Origin of the sequence: Christiangramia sp. LLG6405-1 (assembly GCF_045055805.1) — a bacterium.
Taxonomy (GTDB): Bacteria; Bacteroidota; Bacteroidia; order Flavobacteriales; family Flavobacteriaceae; genus Christiangramia.
In genome coordinates, this window is sequence record NZ_CP159330.1 from 1,967,423 (window position 1) to 1,982,962 (window position 15,540).

At 39.7% G+C, this 15,540-nt stretch carries 14 protein-coding genes; 10 read left to right on the forward strand and 4 right to left on the reverse strand.

Going from position 1 to position 15,540, the window contains the following annotated elements; genetic code table 11:
- Nucleotides 1–177: 177 nt before the first annotated feature.
- The 9 genes from ABVM50_RS09130 to argH all read left to right on the forward strand — a co-directional run bounded on the left by ABVM50_RS09130 (nucleotide 178) and on the right by argH (nucleotide 9,471).
- The gene (locus ABVM50_RS09130; protein WP_405198279.1) at nucleotides 178–816 is read left to right on the forward strand and encodes a GNAT family N-acetyltransferase; all 639 of its coding nucleotides are present in this window, start codon (nucleotides 178–180) and stop codon (nucleotides 814–816) included.
- 183 nt (nucleotides 817–999) lie between these two features.
- Nucleotides 1,000–2,187 carry an argininosuccinate synthase gene (locus tag ABVM50_RS09135; protein WP_405198280.1) on the forward strand — a complete coding sequence of 396 codons (1,188 nt, stop codon included), beginning with the start codon at nucleotides 1,000–1,002 and terminating at the stop codon, nucleotides 2,185–2,187.
- Entirely contained in the window at nucleotides 2,184–3,149 is a 966-nt protein-coding gene (argC, locus tag ABVM50_RS09140) for an N-acetyl-gamma-glutamyl-phosphate reductase (protein WP_405198281.1), read from the forward strand. The genes ABVM50_RS09135 and argC overlap by 4 nt, the downstream gene beginning before the upstream one ends.
- Before the next feature lie 58 nt (nucleotides 3,150–3,207).
- The gene (gene proC, locus ABVM50_RS09145; RefSeq protein WP_405198282.1) at nucleotides 3,208–4,002 is read left to right on the forward strand and encodes a pyrroline-5-carboxylate reductase; all 795 of its coding nucleotides are present in this window, start codon (nucleotides 3,208–3,210) and stop codon (nucleotides 4,000–4,002) included.
- Between the two features lie 2 nt (nucleotides 4,003–4,004).
- A complete protein-coding gene (locus ABVM50_RS09150; protein ID WP_405198283.1) occupies nucleotides 4,005–5,159 on the forward strand; it encodes an aspartate aminotransferase family protein in 1,155 nt (384 codons plus the stop codon).
- A 64-nt stretch (nucleotides 5,160–5,223) separates the two neighbouring features.
- The gene (locus ABVM50_RS09155) at nucleotides 5,224–6,171 is read left to right on the forward strand and encodes an N-acetylornithine carbamoyltransferase (RefSeq protein WP_405198284.1); all 948 of its coding nucleotides are present in this window, start codon (nucleotides 5,224–5,226) and stop codon (nucleotides 6,169–6,171) included.
- Complete coding sequence (argB, locus tag ABVM50_RS09160; RefSeq protein ID WP_405198285.1) at nucleotides 6,159–6,959, forward strand: acetylglutamate kinase; 801 nt, start codon at nucleotides 6,159–6,161, stop codon at nucleotides 6,957–6,959. Before ABVM50_RS09155 ends, argB begins: the two co-directional genes overlap by 13 nt.
- Nucleotides 6,959–8,029, forward strand: coding sequence for a M20 family metallo-hydrolase (locus ABVM50_RS09165; protein ID WP_405198286.1), 1,071 nt, complete (start codon nucleotides 6,959–6,961; stop codon nucleotides 8,027–8,029). Before argB ends, ABVM50_RS09165 begins: the two co-directional genes overlap by 1 nt.
- A gap of 164 nt (nucleotides 8,030–8,193) precedes the next feature.
- Nucleotides 8,194–9,471: an argininosuccinate lyase gene (gene argH / locus ABVM50_RS09170; RefSeq protein ID WP_405198287.1), complete on the forward strand. Its 1,278-nt coding sequence runs from the start codon at nucleotides 8,194–8,196 to the stop codon at nucleotides 9,469–9,471.
- A gap of 64 nt (nucleotides 9,472–9,535) precedes the next feature.
- Here the strand turns inward: argH and leuB are convergent, their stop codons facing one another.
- Genes leuB through ABVM50_RS09190 form a run of 4 tightly spaced genes read right to left on the reverse strand, consistent with a single transcriptional unit; the run spans nucleotide 9,536 to nucleotide 13,839 of the window.
- Nucleotides 9,536–10,651 carry a 3-isopropylmalate dehydrogenase gene (gene leuB / locus ABVM50_RS09175; RefSeq protein WP_405198288.1) on the reverse strand — a complete coding sequence of 372 codons (1,116 nt, stop codon included), beginning with the start codon at nucleotides 10,649–10,651 and terminating at the stop codon, nucleotides 9,536–9,538.
- 9 nt (nucleotides 10,652–10,660) lie between these two features.
- Nucleotides 10,661–11,278, reverse strand: a complete 618-nt coding sequence (gene leuD, locus ABVM50_RS09180) for a 3-isopropylmalate dehydratase small subunit (protein WP_405198289.1) — start codon at nucleotides 11,276–11,278, stop codon at nucleotides 10,661–10,663.
- Nucleotides 11,278–12,660 carry a 3-isopropylmalate dehydratase large subunit gene (gene leuC, locus ABVM50_RS09185; RefSeq protein WP_405198290.1) on the reverse strand — a complete coding sequence of 461 codons (1,383 nt, stop codon included), beginning with the start codon at nucleotides 12,658–12,660 and terminating at the stop codon, nucleotides 11,278–11,280. The genes leuD and leuC overlap by 1 nt, the downstream gene beginning before the upstream one ends.
- 6 nt (nucleotides 12,661–12,666) lie before the next feature.
- Nucleotides 12,667–13,839: a 2-isopropylmalate synthase gene (locus tag ABVM50_RS09190; protein WP_405198291.1), complete on the reverse strand. Its 1,173-nt coding sequence runs from the start codon at nucleotides 13,837–13,839 to the stop codon at nucleotides 12,667–12,669.
- Between the two features lie 148 nt (nucleotides 13,840–13,987).
- Between ABVM50_RS09190 and ABVM50_RS09195 the strand changes: the two genes are divergently transcribed.
- Complete coding sequence (locus ABVM50_RS09195; protein ID WP_405198292.1) at nucleotides 13,988–15,532, forward strand: hypothetical protein; 1,545 nt, start codon at nucleotides 13,988–13,990, stop codon at nucleotides 15,530–15,532.
- The last annotated feature ends 8 nt before the right edge of the window (nucleotides 15,533–15,540 follow it).

Sequence of the window (15,540 nt, forward strand, 5' to 3'; positions counted from 1 at the left end):
ATAAACGGCATAGAATACAAATTAAATATCAGATCATTCTCTGATATATCCCCTATGCGCCGCCGTTTTCCCCGTCGCACGTAAGTGCGTCTATATATCTATGGAACTTAGGTGAGTCCGGTTCCGCTCTCGAAAACCCAGATCAAAATATAATTTCCAACATAAATCTTTTAGCAGATGAAAATTCTCATTGCTAATAAATCTCACGCTTCCTATGCTGAGATCATTTGTAATACTATCGAAGAATCGGCAAAGGTTCGGGGTACCGGTATTGCGCGCAGAACTCCTGAATATATCATCAATAAGATGGAGAAAGGAAACGCTGTGATCGCTCTCGAAGAGGAAAAGTTTGCCGGTTTCTGTTATATAGAAACCTGGAGTCACGACAAGTATGTGGCTAATTCCGGACTCATTGTCCATCCCGATTTTAGAAATCAGGGACTGGCGAAAGATATCAAAAATGTCATTTTTGATCATTCCCGTAAGAAATATCCGGAAGCTAAAATATTCGGGATCACCACAGGTTTAGCAGTCATGAAGATCAATTATGATCTGGGCTATCAACCGGTCACCTTTTCTGAACTTACCGATGATGAGACATTCTGGAAAGGATGCCAGACCTGTAAGAATTACGATGTACTTACCCGAACAGATCATAAGATGTGTTTGTGTACAGGAATGATGTATGATCCCGAGAAGAAGAAAAATCCTAAGATGGTCGAGAAGCCTAAAAGTAAATTCAACGAAAAGGCATTTCAGCGATTAAAGCATATCAAGCAAACTCTTTTCTATAAGAAGGAAAAGGCTGAAAAATAAAGTTGACCAGCCTGTCCTACTTTGAAAGATATTTTCCTCCTTCGAAAGAGGCGAGCAAAAAACATTAGTGCATTTGTGGCAGGTAGAAATTAAATTAATAATAAGCCGTCATCCTGAACTTGTTTCAGGATCTTAAGAGAAGCTGAAATAAATTTAGCTTGACGTAGCAAGATTGAAATAGAAATGAAAAAAGTAGTTATAGCATACAGCGGAGGATTGGATACCTCATATTGTGCAAAATATTTATCTGAAGAAGAAGGTTTTGAAGTTCATGCCGTAAGTGTGAATACCGGAGGATTTTCAGAAGAAGAGATAAAAAATATCGGTGAAAATGCTAAAAAAATAGGAGCGAGTAGCTACAAAAATATCGATGCGGTCAACTCCTTTTATGAAAAAGTGGTGAAATATCTCATTTTTGGAAATGTACTTAAGAATGATACCTATCCTTTATCTGTAAGTGCAGAGAGGATCGTCCAGGCGATGGAAATTGTGAATTACGCAAAAAAAGCAGGTGCTGGATATATCGCCCATGGTAGTACCGGTGCAGGTAACGACCAGGTTCGATTTGATATGATCTTCCAGATCATTGCTCCAGAAATACAGATTATAACTCCTATAAGAGACAAACAACTAAGCAGACAGGAAGAGATTGAATACCTTAAAAGTAAAGGGGTCGAGATGAACTGGGATAAAGCAAAGTATTCGGTTAATAAAGGCCTTTGGGGAACCAGTGTTGGAGGAGCAGAAACTCTAACTTCAGAAAAAGCATTGCCGGAAGAGGCTTTCCCTTCTCAATTGCAGGAAAAGCAACCAAAGCAAATTAAGTTATCATTTACACATGGTGAGCTCACCGCGATTGATGGAAATGAAAACAAACCTGTGCAGAATATAGAAATCCTCGAAGGTATCGCCTCAAAATATGCAATTGGAAGAGACATTCATGTAGGTGATACGATCATAGGAATTAAAGGCAGGGTAGGTTTTGAAGCAGCTGCAGCACTTATCACTATTAAGGCGCATCATCTTCTAGAGAAGCATACGCTAAGCAAATGGCAATTACAACATAAAGATTATACCTCGAACTGGTATGGGATGCATCTGCATGAAGGATTATACCTGGATCCTGTAATGAGGGATTTCGAAGCCCAGTTACAGAGTTCTCAATCCAAGGTCTCCGGTGACGTTATTGTAAGCATGAAACCTTACCATTTTACGCTGGATGGGATTAGCTCGCCGAATGATCTTATGAACAGCAGCTTTGGGAATTATGGTGAAGAGAACAAAGCCTGGACAGCCGAAGATGCCAAAGGATTTATTAAGATCCTTTCTAACTCAGGAAAGATATACCAACACGTAAATCAGGATTCATGATAGAGGCTGGAATTATTGGAGGAGCAGGTTATACTGCGGGAGAATTGATCAGGATTTTATTATACCATCCTGAAATAAACCTGAATTTTGTCTACAGTACTTCTCAACCCGGCAAGCCTGTTTACAGTATTCATCAGGATCTTATTGGAGAGACTGAACTTAAGTTCACTAACCAGATCAATAAGGAAGCAGACGTAGTTTTTCTTTGTCTTGGACATGGAAATTCCAAAAAGTTTCTTTCAGAAAATGAGTTTTCAGAAAGAACGAAGATCGTAGATCTAAGCACAGATTTCAGAATGAAATCGAATGATCACGCTTTTGTTTATGGACTTCCGGAAATAAATAAAGATAAGATCCTGTCTGCGAGTTTTATTGCGAACCCGGGATGTTTTGCTACTGCGATTAGCCTGGCAATTCTTCCATTGGCGCAGGCAGGTTTATTGCTGGAAGACGTGCATGTGAACGCTGTAACGGGTGCGACGGGTGCTGGTACTTCGCTTTCTAAAACAACACATTTTACCTGGAGAGACAATAACTTTTCAGCATATAAAAGTTTTGAGCATCAACATTTACAGGAAATCGGGCAGAGTCTAAAGCAGCTGCAGGAAAATCATAGTGCCGCCATTAATTTTATTCCGAATAGAGGAAATTTTTCAAGAGGTATTCATGCAACGGCATACACAAAATTTGAAGGTGAGCTGGAAGAGGCAAAAATGATGTATTCCGAATTCTATAAAAATGCTGCGTTTACTTTCATCACTGAAGAGGAATTGCACTTAAAACAAGTCGTGAATTCTAATAAGTGCCTGTTGAGGTTGCAAAAATTTGATGATAAATTATTGATTACAAGTGTGATCGATAATTTACTGAAAGGTGCTTCAGGACAGGCTGTTCAAAACATGAATCTAATGTTTGGCTTTGATGAGAAAACAGGTTTGAATCTAAAAGCAAGTTATTTCTAAAATTTCAGAATTGGATGATTTTATCTATTACAAAAGAACGATTGATAATTAAAGCGATATGAAAATAGCTATTATAGGTGCTGGGAATCTGGGTGTTTCCATAGCGAAGGGCCTTATCTTCAGTAATGCGTTTACCACGCTTTACCTCAGTAAAAGAAAGATCGAAGATATCCAGGAATTGGAAGAATATGCAAAGGTTCATGTAACTTCAGATAACCTGAAAGCAGCAAAAAATTCTGACATTCTGATCTTTGCCGTGCAGCCCACGCAGTTTGAACGCATTCTTGAGGAGATCAAAGACGAACTTACAGATAAGCATGTTTTGATCTCAACAGTTACCGGTTTTAAGATACCCAGAATCGAAGCGATCATTGGTCAGGATCATTACATTATCAGGTCAATGCCCAATACGGCGATCGCTGTTGGGAAATCCATGACCTGTTTGTGTAGCAATGAAGCAGGAGAAAAAAGGATAAAGATCGCTGAAGCTATTTTTAACAGACTGGGAACAAGTATTATCATTCCTGAGAACAAAATGCAAGCAGCAACGGTTATTTGTGCGAGTGGGGTTGCCTTCTGGCTGCGTTTAATACGTGCAACCACCCAGGGAGCTGTACAACTTGGGTTTGATGCGAAGGACGCGCAGGAGCTCTCTATGCAAACCTGCCTGGGAGCCGCCAGTCTTTTGATAGAATCCGGTAAACACCCGGAGGAAGAGATCGATAAGGTAACCACTCCAAGAGGTTGCACTATAGAGGGTCTTAACGAGATGGAGCATAACGGCCTGAGTTCCTCGCTCATTAAAGGAATACAAGCCTCTTTTAGAAAGATTAATACAATATCAGACCAGTAATTATGGAGTTATTTGATGTTTACCCATTATACGATATCACCCCGGTAAAGGGTGATGGTTGCTATGTTTATGATGAAAGCGGCAGGAAATACCTGGATCTTTACGGAGGTCACGCGGTCATCTCGATTGGTCATGCGCATCCAAATTATGTACAAGCCATACAAACTCAGGTGGCAAAACTTGGGTTTTATTCCAATTCTATTAAAAATCCCCTGCAAAATGAACTTGCTGGTAAACTGGAAGAAATTTCTGGAATCAGGGATTATGCACTGTTCTTATGTAGCTCTGGAGCTGAAGCTAATGAAAATGCACTAAAAGTTGCCTCTTTCCATACGGGCAAGGACAGGATCATATACTTCGAGAATGCTTTTCACGGTAGAACTTCTGGCGTAGTGGCGATTACAGATAATGAAACCATCAAAGCACCATTTAACAAAGGTCATAAGGCTACCCGATTGGCTTTTAATAATATAGCAGCATTAGAAACTGAATTCAAGAAAGGCGATGTTGCAGCAGTCATTTTTGAAGTGATCCAGGGTGTTGGTGGACTGGATGAAGCAGACTCCGGTTTCTACAAGGCCGCGGCTGATATTTGTAAAGAGTATAATGTCATGCTAATCGCAGATGAGGTACAGTCTGGTTTTGGTAGAACCGGTGAATTCTTTGCTTTTCAGAAGCATGGGATCAGGCCAGATATTATTAGTATGGCCAAAGGGATGGGGAATGGCTTCCCTGTCGGAGGAATTTTGATCGACCGTAATATTCCTCCTCGCTACGGAATGCTGGGTACGACTTTCGGCGGAAATCATCTTGCCTGTGCTGCGGCGATTTCAGTTTTGGATACTATCAAAAACGAAAACCTGATGCATAATGCTGCTGAAGTTTCAGAATATATCCGGGAGGAAGCAGCTAAGATTTCAGAAATAAAAAAGATAAAAGGTCGTGGTTTGATGATAGGACTGGAGTTTGACTTTGAAATCGCTGCACTTCGGAAGGAATTACTATTTGACTTCCAGGTATTTACCGGGGCTTCATCTAATAAAAAACTACTCCGAATCCTTCCACCATTAAATATTCAGAAAGAACATTTTCAGGTCTTTTTTGAAGCTTTACAGCAAGCATTGAAAAATCAAAAAATAAACTCTGAAACTTCCTAGCAGACACTTAAGAAAAAATAATTAGCATAGTCCATAAACTTCGGTTTTCAGAAAAAATATAAGAATGAAAAACTACATACACCTATCAGACATTGAGGATCTTAAAGCTTTAATCCATGACGCAAGAGCCATGAAATCGAATCCTTCAGAAGATAAACCTGGAAAAGGTAAAACTCTGGGGATGTTATTCTTCAATCCAAGTCTTCGTACCCGTCTGAGTACTGAAAAAGCGGCCAGATTACTGGGTATGGAGGTAATGGTCATGAATGCTGACAAAGATGGTTGGGCCTTGGAATTTGAAGATGGTGCGATTATGAATTCAGACAAGGCAGAGCATATAAAAGAAGCAGCTGCGGTACTTTCACAATATTGCGATATTATCGCAGTACGGGCATTTCCTGGCCTTAAAGACAGGGAAAAGGATGAAACTGAATTGGTGATGAATAGTTTCAAAAAGTACGCTTCAGTTCCCGTAGTGAATCTGGAAAGCGCTACAGGCCACCCATTGCAGGCCTTAACAGATGCGATCACTATTCAGGAATTAAGTCAGAAATCCCGGCCTAAGGTAGTGTTGACCTGGGCTCCACATCCAAAAGCCTTACCACAATCTGTAGCTAATTCTTTTACTGAAGTAATGCAGAAAATGGAAGTTGATCTTGTGATCGCAAATCCTGAAGGATATGATCTGGATCCAAATATTCGAAAGAATGTTCGGGTTGAACATGAGCAGGAAAAAGCCTTTGAGGATGCCGACTTTGTGTATGTAAAAAACTGGAGTAGTTACGAAAAATACGGTCAGGTACTTGAGGTTGAAGAAAACTGGACCGTAAATCAGGATAAATTAAAGAAAACCAATAACGCAAAAGTGATGCATTGTCTCCCCGTTAGGAGAAACGTCGTGATTGCTGATGATATTCTGGATAGTGAGAATTCCAATGTCATTCAGCAGGCGAATAACAGAACCTATGCAGCACAAGCGGTATTAAAAAAATTACTGGAATGCTCGAAATAGTTCACAATCCGGCGACAGATGTTCTTAATGTCATTAAAATAGGAGGGAAGCTCATTGAAAACCAAGAGCTGCTAGATTTTTTTCTTAAAGATTTTGTTCAGCTGAAAGGACCTAAAATTCTTGTTCACGGAGGTGGAATTAAGGCTACTGAAGTCGCAGGAAAATTAGGCTTTAAAACTCAGATGGTAGATGGCAGAAGAATTACGGATAAGGATTCTATGGAAGTGATCACGATGGTTTATGGCGGACTTTTAAACAAAAGTATCGTTGCACAATTGCAGGGAAATAAACAAAACGCGATCGGACTTTGCGGAGCAGATGCGAACGTACTAATTTCCAGAAAGCGTGAAGTTAAAGATATCGATTATGGCCTGGTTGGAGATGTGGTGCATGTGAATACTGAATTTATCAAATCACTTCTGAAGCAGGAGATCGTACCCGTATTTTCAGCGATCTCTTCTACGGAAGACGGGATTTTGCTGAATACCAACGGAGATTCTGTAGCTTCAGAAATAGCGATTGCCATGAGCAATATCTATACAACCCAGCTTTTTTACTGTTCAGAAAAGAAAGGAGTTCTTAAGAATATCGATGACGATGATTCAGTAATTGCTGAATTGAATTCAGATAAATATCAACAATTGAAAGCTTTGAAAGTGATCACAGATGGGATGCTGCCAAAACTTCATAATTGCTTTGAAGCCATCAATAGAGGAGTTTCAACCGTCTATTTAGGAAATGCTGAACTTTTGAAAAATGGAGCAACACATACAAAAATTGTAAACTAATGCAGATCAAAGAACTTCAGAAGGAAGCATTAAGACTATTGCAGAACCTGATCAGGACCCAATCTTTTTCAGGAGAAGAAGATAAAACAGCAGACTTGCTTGAACGATGGTTTACAGACCACAACATTCCGCATCAGCGAAGCATCAATAATGTCTGGGCGACCAGTAAGTGTTTTGACAATACTAAGCCAAACCTGTTGCTCAATTCACATCATGACACTGTAAAACCAAATTCAGCTTACACCAGAGATCCTTTCGAGGCAAAAATTGAGAATGGTAAATTGTATGGTCTTGGAAGCAATGATGCGGGTGGATGCCTTGTTTCTCTATTGGCTACATTCACTTATTTATATTCCGAACAGAATTTAAATTATAATATCATTTTCGCCGGAACCGCGGAAGAGGAGATCAACGGAAAGAATGGTATTGCAGAACTATTACCAAAATTACCGAGGATAGATGTAGCCATTGTTGGCGAACCAACCCTGATGAATCTCGCAATAGCTGAAAAAGGTCTTATTGTTTTCGATGCCGTAGTAAAAGGAACTCCATCCCATGCGGCTCATCCAAATACTGATAACTCGATCTATAAAACTGCGCGAGTTCTAAACTGGTTCGAAAACTTTAAATTAGAGAAGGTCTCAGAAAGTCTGGGAGGAGTGAAAGTGACGGTTACGCAGATCAAGGCTGGAAGTCAGCATAATGTAGTGCCCGCCAGGACGCATTTGGTGATCGATGTTCGGGTAAACGACAAATATAGCAATGCAGAGATCGAGCAAATATTAAAAGAAAAAGCGCCAGTAGATGAGATCGCAGCTAGAAGTTTAAGATTGAATTCGTCTTCGATCCCACTTGATCATAACCTTGTAAAAGCCGGAATAGAAATAGGGATGAAAACTTATGGCTCGCCAACACTTTCAGACCAGGCGATGTTGAGCTGTCCTTCACTAAAATTAGGACCGGGAGATTCTACCAGATCACATTCGGCTGATGAATTTATTTATGTAGAGGAGATCGAAGAAGGCATTGAAAAGTATATAAAATTGCTTGAGAAAGCACTTAGGAAATAATATCACTGAAATTGTTGCACTGAGCCTATCGAAGTGCGACAAGCTCAGTGCAGCGATGGTAATAATGTTAGGCTGAAATTGTTCAACTTCTCATAAGATCTTGAATTCAGAAATTCAGCGAAGTCAAACCAGTTCAGGATAACGGATACTAAAAAATAAAAACTATGAAACTCTGGGATAAAGGCATTTCAATAGATAAGCAGATCGAGAAATTTACCGTGGGAAACGATCGTGAACTCGATATGCATCTAGCTAAGTATGATATACAGGCATCTACAGCGCACGCGAAGATGCTGGGGAAAGTTGGGATTCTGGAAGCACAGGAAGTAGATTTATTAGTTTCAGAATTGGAGCTATTGAACCAGCAACTCGAAAATGGTGTATTTAAGATCGAAGAAGAATTTGAAGATGTACATTCCAAAATTGAATATGAACTCACTTCCAAACTGGGAGATACTGGAAAAAAGATACATACTGCCCGATCAAGAAATGATCAGGTTCTTGTAGCTCAACAATTATATTTTAAAGAAAACCTGCTGGAGATTTCTGGAAAGACCAGGAATTTGATCAATGTACTTTTAAACCTTGCAGAGGAACATAAGGAAAAATTACTTCCCGGGTATACACATCTTCAGGTGGCGATGCCTTCCTCTTTTGGTTTATGGTTTTCAGCTTACGCAGAGTTATTAATTGATGATCTATACTTACTCGATGCCGGGTTGAAGATCGTGAATCAAAATCCGCTGGGTTCTGCTGCAGGATATGGCTCTTCATTTCCTATAGACAGGGAATTTACCACTAAGGAATTAGGCTTTGCAACCCAGAAATACAATGTTGTAGCGGCCCAGATGAGTAGGGGGAAATGTGAGCGAACGGTTACTGCCAATATCTCATCTCTTGCAAACACACTTTCCAGGTTCGCTATGGATATTTGCTTGTATATGAGTCAGAACTTTGATTTTATTACTTTTCCCGATGACTTGACAACCGGTTCCAGTATCATGCCGCACAAGAAAAATCCTGATGTTTTCGAACTCGTTAGAGGGAAGTGCAATAAGCTGCAGGCAATCGCAAATGAAATGATCCTGATCACTAATAATCTTCCAAGTGGATATCACAGGGATTTCCAGCTTATCAAAGAGAATAGTATTTATGCGGTAGAAACTATCAAAGAAATCCTGGACGTTTTCACCTATTCCATCAGCAAGATCATTGTAAAAGATATCGATATCAGGGACGAGAAATATAAGTATCTGTTTACCGTAGACAGTATCAACGAACTTGTGATAGGAGGTAAGTCATTTCGGGATGCGTACCAGATCATTGGAGAACAGGTCCAAAATGACACTTATGAAGCTACGGAAGGTATGCAACATACTCATTCCGGTAGTAAGGATAATCTTTCACTAAATATGATCAGGACAAAATTGCAACAGTTATAAAACGACACGCCTCCTGAAAAAATAAATTTCCAGGAGGCTACTGTCTACAAACATGAACTAAAATTTAAATAATGGTCGTTTGCCCTAAACTCAGGTTTTCCTTATTTACAATATGATTCTCAGTGTCACTAATGACGCTTTCCAGAAAATCTCCAACCCTTTCGGTCGAGTAATGGTTATCTTTATTAATATCTATAGTACAAACATTTAGTTTCAGGCTGAGATCTACCGCCATCCTAACCGTTTCAGCTTCGGTTTTAAGTCCTAAATGATCCAGTAGCATCGCAGCAGAAAGTACAGAAGCTAAAGGATTTGCAATTCCCTGCCCGGCGGCCTGTGGATAGGATCCATGTATGGGTTCAAAAAGTGCATTTTCATTTCCGACGGAAGCAGATTCCAATAGTCCAATACTACCACCAATAACACTAGCTTCGTCTGAAATAATATCACCAAACATATTTTCAGTCAGAATTACATCGAATTGTCTGGGATTCAGGATCATTTGCATGGCTGCGTTATCCACGAATAAGTAATCCACCTCAACTTCAGGGTACTCCTTAGCGATTTTAGTAACCGTTTTTCGCCATAAACGCGATGTTTCCAGTACATTAGCCTTATCTACAAGGGTTAATTTTTTTTTTCTTGTTTCCGCAGCTTTAAAAGCGAGATGAGCTACGCGTTCAATTTCTTCTACGGAATAGGTGCAAAGATCTGAAGCGCTTTGACCATCTTCTGAAGTGCTTTTCTCGCCAAAATATATTCCGCCGGTAAGTTCCCTGAAAATGATCATATCTGCTTCCTCAATATTTTCTCTTTTAAGCGGAGACTGGTGTATAAGACTTTCGTGAGCTTTTACGGGTCTAATGTTAGCGAAAAGGCCTAGTTCTTTTCTTAGGCGTAACAAGCCCTGTTCCGGCCTTACTTTCGCCGAAGGATCATTGTCATATTTAGGGTCACCAATCGCCCCAAAAAGCACAGCGTCAGATTTTCTACAGAGTTCTAGTGTTGTCTCAGGCAATGGATCCCCCAACTTATCAATTGCTACTGCACCAACTTCAGCTTCTTCAAAATTGAACTCATGATCAAATCTATCTGCAACAGCCTTCAGCACTTTCATTGACTGCTGTGTTATTTCAGGACCAATCCCGTCCCCGGGAAGTACAGCTATATTAAATTTCATACATTATTTTTATAAGGTTTCCTGTGGTACAGGTTCTATGGCTTTACGTTTCTGCTCAAATTTCTCAATAGCTTCCAACTTACTCGTTAGAAAATCTATATCATCATATCCATTGATCAGGCAGGTTTTTTTGTAGGGATCTATGTCAAAATGTTCTTTTTCAGCAGAACCTTCAATTTTTATAATTTGATTCTCAAGATCTATGCTGAATTTTTCTTCCGGATCTTTATCTACTGAAATAAACAGCTTATGAAGAAAATCGGGACTTACCTGAACGGGAAGTAGTCCGTTATTTAATGCATTACCCATAAAAATATCTGCAAAGTAACTGGACACAACAACTTTAAAACCATAAGCTTTTATAGCCCAGGCGGCATGTTCACGGCTTGATCCACATCCAAAATTATTTCCGGCGATCAATATGGAACCTGAAAACTTATCCTGGTTCAATACAAAATCCTCATTTGGATCTCCATTTTTATCAAAACGCCAGTCTTTGAAAAGATTTTCACCAAAACCAGCTTTGTCTGTCGCTTTTAGAAAACGAGCAGGAATGATCTGGTCTGTGTCCACATTTTCGTCATCCAAGGGAACGGCGGTATCTGTAAGTGTTATAAATTTCTCCATTAGTTCAATGTTAGCGTATAATCTGAAATCTTTCCTGAAATAGCAGTCGCTGCGGCGGTCAATGGACTTGCAAGAATTGTCCTGGAACCGGGTCCCTGCCTCCCTTCAAAATTTCTATTACTGGTGGACACACAATATTCACCTTCCGGGATCTTGTCATCGTTCATTGCCAGACATGCCGAACATCCTGGTTGTCTTAAAGTAAAACCGGCTTCTTCAAATACCTTGTCCAGTCCTTCTTCCTTGATCTGTATGGCCACCTGCTGACTTCCGGGAACGATCAAAGCATTTACATTTTCTGCTTTCTTTTTTCCTTTGATATAAGATGCCGCAACTCTAAAATCTTCAATTCTGGAATTCGTACAACTACCAATAAAAATATAGTTGATAGGTTTATCCAGTAAAATCTCGCCTGGTTTGAAATTCATATAGGCTAAAGCCTTAGCATCGCTTTTATTTCTTTCCACAGGAATACTACCGGTGAGTTTAATTCCCATTCCCGGGTTTGTTCCGTAGGTGATCATGGGTTCAATGTCTTCAGCTTCAAACGAATATTCCTGGTCAAATTCTGCTTCCGGATCAGTTTTCAAGGTTTCCCAGTAAGCGGTCATTTTATCAAATTCAGCGCCTTTAGGAGCAAATTCTCTGCCTTCCACGTAATCTATCGTAGTTTGATCTGGAGCAATAAGGCCGCCACGCGCTCCCATTTCTATACTCATATTGCAAACCGTCATTCGGCCTTCCATAGACATTTCTTCAAACACTTCTCCTGCGTACTCACAAAAGTAACCGGTGCCTGAATTGGTTCCCAGTTTACTGATTATGTATAGAATCACATCCTTAGGCAAAACACCCTTCTTCAGTTTACCATTCACATTCACCCGAAGCTTTTTTGGTTTTTCTACAAGTAGACACTGGCTTGCAAAAACCTGAGTTACCTGGCTGGTTCCTATTCCGAAGGCAATCGTTCCAAAAGCACCGTGAGTAGAAGTGTGGCTGTCACCGCAAACTATGGTCATACCAGGTTGAGTGATTCCCAGCTCCGGGGCCATTACATGAATGATCCCATTATAGGGATGTCCCAGGCCATAAAGCGTAATATTGTTTTCTTCACAGTTCTGACTAAGCTCCTTTAGTTGCTTTCTGGATAAAAGATCCCTGACTGGCAAATGCTGATCCTGGGTTGGCGTATTATGATCTGCCGTAGCCACGATCTGTTCCGGCCGAAAAACTGGAATGTTTCTTTCCTTCAACTCATTAAATGCCTGAGGACTGGTCACTTCATGTATCAAATGTTTATCGATATACAAAATGTCCGGCCCGTTAGGTATGCTTTCCACAACATGGGAATCCCATATTTTATCAAATAAAGTTTTCTTCATAACAAATCAGGCAATTGCTCGTGAACTCTTTTTGAAGATATCCATGATTATATGAATATCAGTGTCTGCCACCTGTTTCTTAGCATCTGCAAAACTTAAGAACTCAAGGTAAACATGATCCAGTTCTATCTTAGTTAGATCATAACCCATTTTCTTGGCTTTGTAGGCAAGCGCTGCTCTGCCACTCCGAGCTGTTAAAACAATAGCCGACTCGGTGACCCCGACATCGGCTGGATTAATGATTTCGTATGTTTCTCTATTCTTGATGACGCCATCCTGGTGTATTCCAGAACTATGCGCAAACGCATTGGCACCCACGATTGCTTTGTTTGGTTGTACGTACATACCCATCTCTCTCGAGACCATATTACTGGTGTCGTACAACAACTGCGGATTAATATCTGTATTCAAATCAAGATATGGATGTTGTCTTAAGATCATGACGATCTCTTCCAAGGCCGTATTTCCAGCACGTTCTCCTATCCCATTGATGGTGCATTCTATTTGCCTGGCTCCATTGGTAATACCGGCAATTGCATTTGCAGTAGCCAGTCCAAGGTCATTATGGCAATGGCAGGAGATGATCACATTTTCGATCCCATCCACATTTTCTTTTAAGTATTTTATCTTTCTTCCATATTCTTCCGGTAGGCAATATCCTGTTGTATCTGGAATATTTATTACAGTAGCCCCGTTTTTCACAGCTTCGGTACAAACTTTTGCCAGGAATTCATTTTCAGTTCTTCCAGCATCTTCAGCATAGAATTCAACATCGTCTACGAAGCTTTTAGCATAAGCCACGGCTTCACCAGCTCTTTCAATGATCTCTGGACGACTGGAGTTGAACTTATATTTTATATGAGAATCTGAAGTTCCAATTCCTGTATGGATTCTGGGCTTTCGGGCATATTTGAGCGCATCTGCAGCAACCTTGATGTCGTTTTTTACGGCGCGGGTAAGTCCGCATACCGTAGCATTTTTTACGAGTTTTGAGATTTCGGTAACAGATTGAAAGTCACCAGGACTTGAAACCGGGAAGCCTGCTTCAATAACATCAACACCAAGTTCATCGAGTCGTGCAGCGATCTTCTTCTTCTGTTCCGTATTCAATTTGCAGCCGGGGACTTGTTCTCCGTCCCTCAATGTAGTGTCAAAAATTTCTACCTTTTCAGTACGCATGTGAGATTTATTTTGCTTTATCTTTAACTAATGTATCAGTCTCACTACAAGTTTTCTGGTCACAGTCCCAACATGTTACAGTAATTAAAACAAAGTAAAAAGTATATAACTAACTGAATTACAATTAACTAGTAAACCTGCTTTTACAATGACCAATGATCTAACCGAAAACCTGTTTTCTTTAATCAAATCCTTATCTGCTTCAGAAAAAAGACAGTTTTCACTATATGTTGGAAGAATTGGGGTGAATTCAGATTCAAAATTTCTGAATTTATATAAAGTAATCTCAAAACAGAAAAAATATAATGAAGCTGAAATTCTTGAAAATACCAGTATTACGAAGCTTCAGCTTTCCAACGTCAAAACGCATCTTTACAAGCAGCTTTTAATTTCTTTAAGACTCAATCCAGCACACCAGAGTATTCCCGTTCAAATTCGGGAACAATTGGATTTCGCCTATATTTTGTATCACAAAGGTTTATATAAGCAGAGCTTAAAGTTGCTGGACAAGGTAAAGTTGCTGGCACTAAATTTTGAAGAGAAGAACCTTGCTTACGAAGTTCTGGAACTGGAAAAGATCATCGAGTCGCAATATATCACCCGGAGTATGAATAACAGGGCAGATATTCTTATTCGTCAAACCCGGGAGATCAGCGCCCTGAATTCACTATGGGGAGATCTATCGAATCTTTCCTTAGAATTATATGCGATATTTTTAAAACAGGGATATTGCCGTACAGAAGAAGAAGCGATTTCCATTAAGGAGTATTTTAAAAAGCAACTTCCCAATTATACATTTTCTGAGCTTGGTTTCAGAGAGAAATTATGGGTTTATAAATCCCATATGTGGTATAGTTTTCTAATTCAGGATTTTCTGGGCTGTTACCGCTATTCTATGAAATGGAAAGAACTTTTCGTAGAATATGATCATATGATCCCCGTGCATCCTGTTTCTTATCTAAAAGGAAATCATTACCTGTTGGAATCTTTGTTTTATTTGAATCATACAGAGCTTTTTGAAAAGACTTTGATCCAATTAGAAAGTTCCTTACGAGATGCACAGATCCCACATAATGATAATATTGCGGCACTTTCTTTTCTCTACGTCTATTCCAATAAATTGAATTTAAAGTTTATGAAAGGTGAGTTTGGAGATAACCAGGAGCTCGTCAAAAAGATTACGGATAAGATCACAAAATTCAAGGGCAGGCTGGATGAGCACCACATCATGGTATTTTACTACAAGATCGCCTGTTTGTACTTTGGGGATGGGGATAATAAAAAATGTATCGCTTTTCTAAAAAAGATCATCACTAATAAATCACTGGGAATGCGGGAAGATCTTATGTGTTTCTCTCGAATTCTCAATCTTGTAGCACATTATGAGGCCGGGCTCGATTATCATCTGGATCATCTTGTGAAATCCACCTACAAGTTTCTTATTAGAATGAACGATCTGCATGAGGTTCAGAAAGAGATGATCAAATTCCTACGAAAGCTACCGGATGTTTCGCCACTGGATATCAGGGACGAATTCAAAAAACTACATGCTGTTCTCAAAGTTTTTGAGCAACATCCTTATGAAAGAAGAGCTTTTTTATATCTGGATATCATTAGCTGGCTGGAAAGTAATATTGAAAATGTTCCGGTAAAAACTATCATTCAGCAAAAAACTGCCGCATCTTCGCGTTAAATTTAAAT

Coding starts and splice junctions, on each gene's coding strand:
- ABVM50_RS09130 (WP_405198279.1), top strand. CDS start 178: ATGAAAATTCTCATTGCTAATAAATCTCACGCTTCCTATGCTGAGATC.
- ABVM50_RS09135 (WP_405198280.1), top strand. CDS start 1,000: ATGAAAAAAGTAGTTATAGCATACAGCGGAGGATTGGATACCTCATAT.
- argC (WP_405198281.1), top strand. CDS start 2,184: ATGATAGAGGCTGGAATTATTGGAGGAGCAGGTTATACTGCGGGAGAA.
- proC (WP_405198282.1), top strand. CDS start 3,208: ATGAAAATAGCTATTATAGGTGCTGGGAATCTGGGTGTTTCCATAGCG.
- ABVM50_RS09150 (WP_405198283.1), top strand. CDS start 4,005: ATGGAGTTATTTGATGTTTACCCATTATACGATATCACCCCGGTAAAG.
- ABVM50_RS09155 (WP_405198284.1), top strand. CDS start 5,224: ATGAAAAACTACATACACCTATCAGACATTGAGGATCTTAAAGCTTTA.
- argB (WP_405198285.1), top strand. CDS start 6,159: ATGCTCGAAATAGTTCACAATCCGGCGACAGATGTTCTTAATGTCATT.
- ABVM50_RS09165 (WP_405198286.1), top strand. CDS start 6,959: ATGCAGATCAAAGAACTTCAGAAGGAAGCATTAAGACTATTGCAGAAC.
- argH (WP_405198287.1), top strand. CDS start 8,194: ATGAAACTCTGGGATAAAGGCATTTCAATAGATAAGCAGATCGAGAAA.
- leuB (WP_405198288.1), bottom strand. CDS start 10,651: ATGAAATTTAATATAGCTGTACTTCCCGGGGACGGGATTGGTCCTGAA.
- leuD (WP_405198289.1), bottom strand. CDS start 11,278: ATGGAGAAATTTATAACACTTACAGATACCGCCGTTCCCTTGGATGAC.
- leuC (WP_405198290.1), bottom strand. CDS start 12,660: ATGAAGAAAACTTTATTTGATAAAATATGGGATTCCCATGTTGTGGAA.
- ABVM50_RS09190 (WP_405198291.1), bottom strand. CDS start 13,839: ATGCGTACTGAAAAGGTAGAAATTTTTGACACTACATTGAGGGACGGA.
- ABVM50_RS09195 (WP_405198292.1), top strand. CDS start 13,988: ATGACCAATGATCTAACCGAAAACCTGTTTTCTTTAATCAAATCCTTA.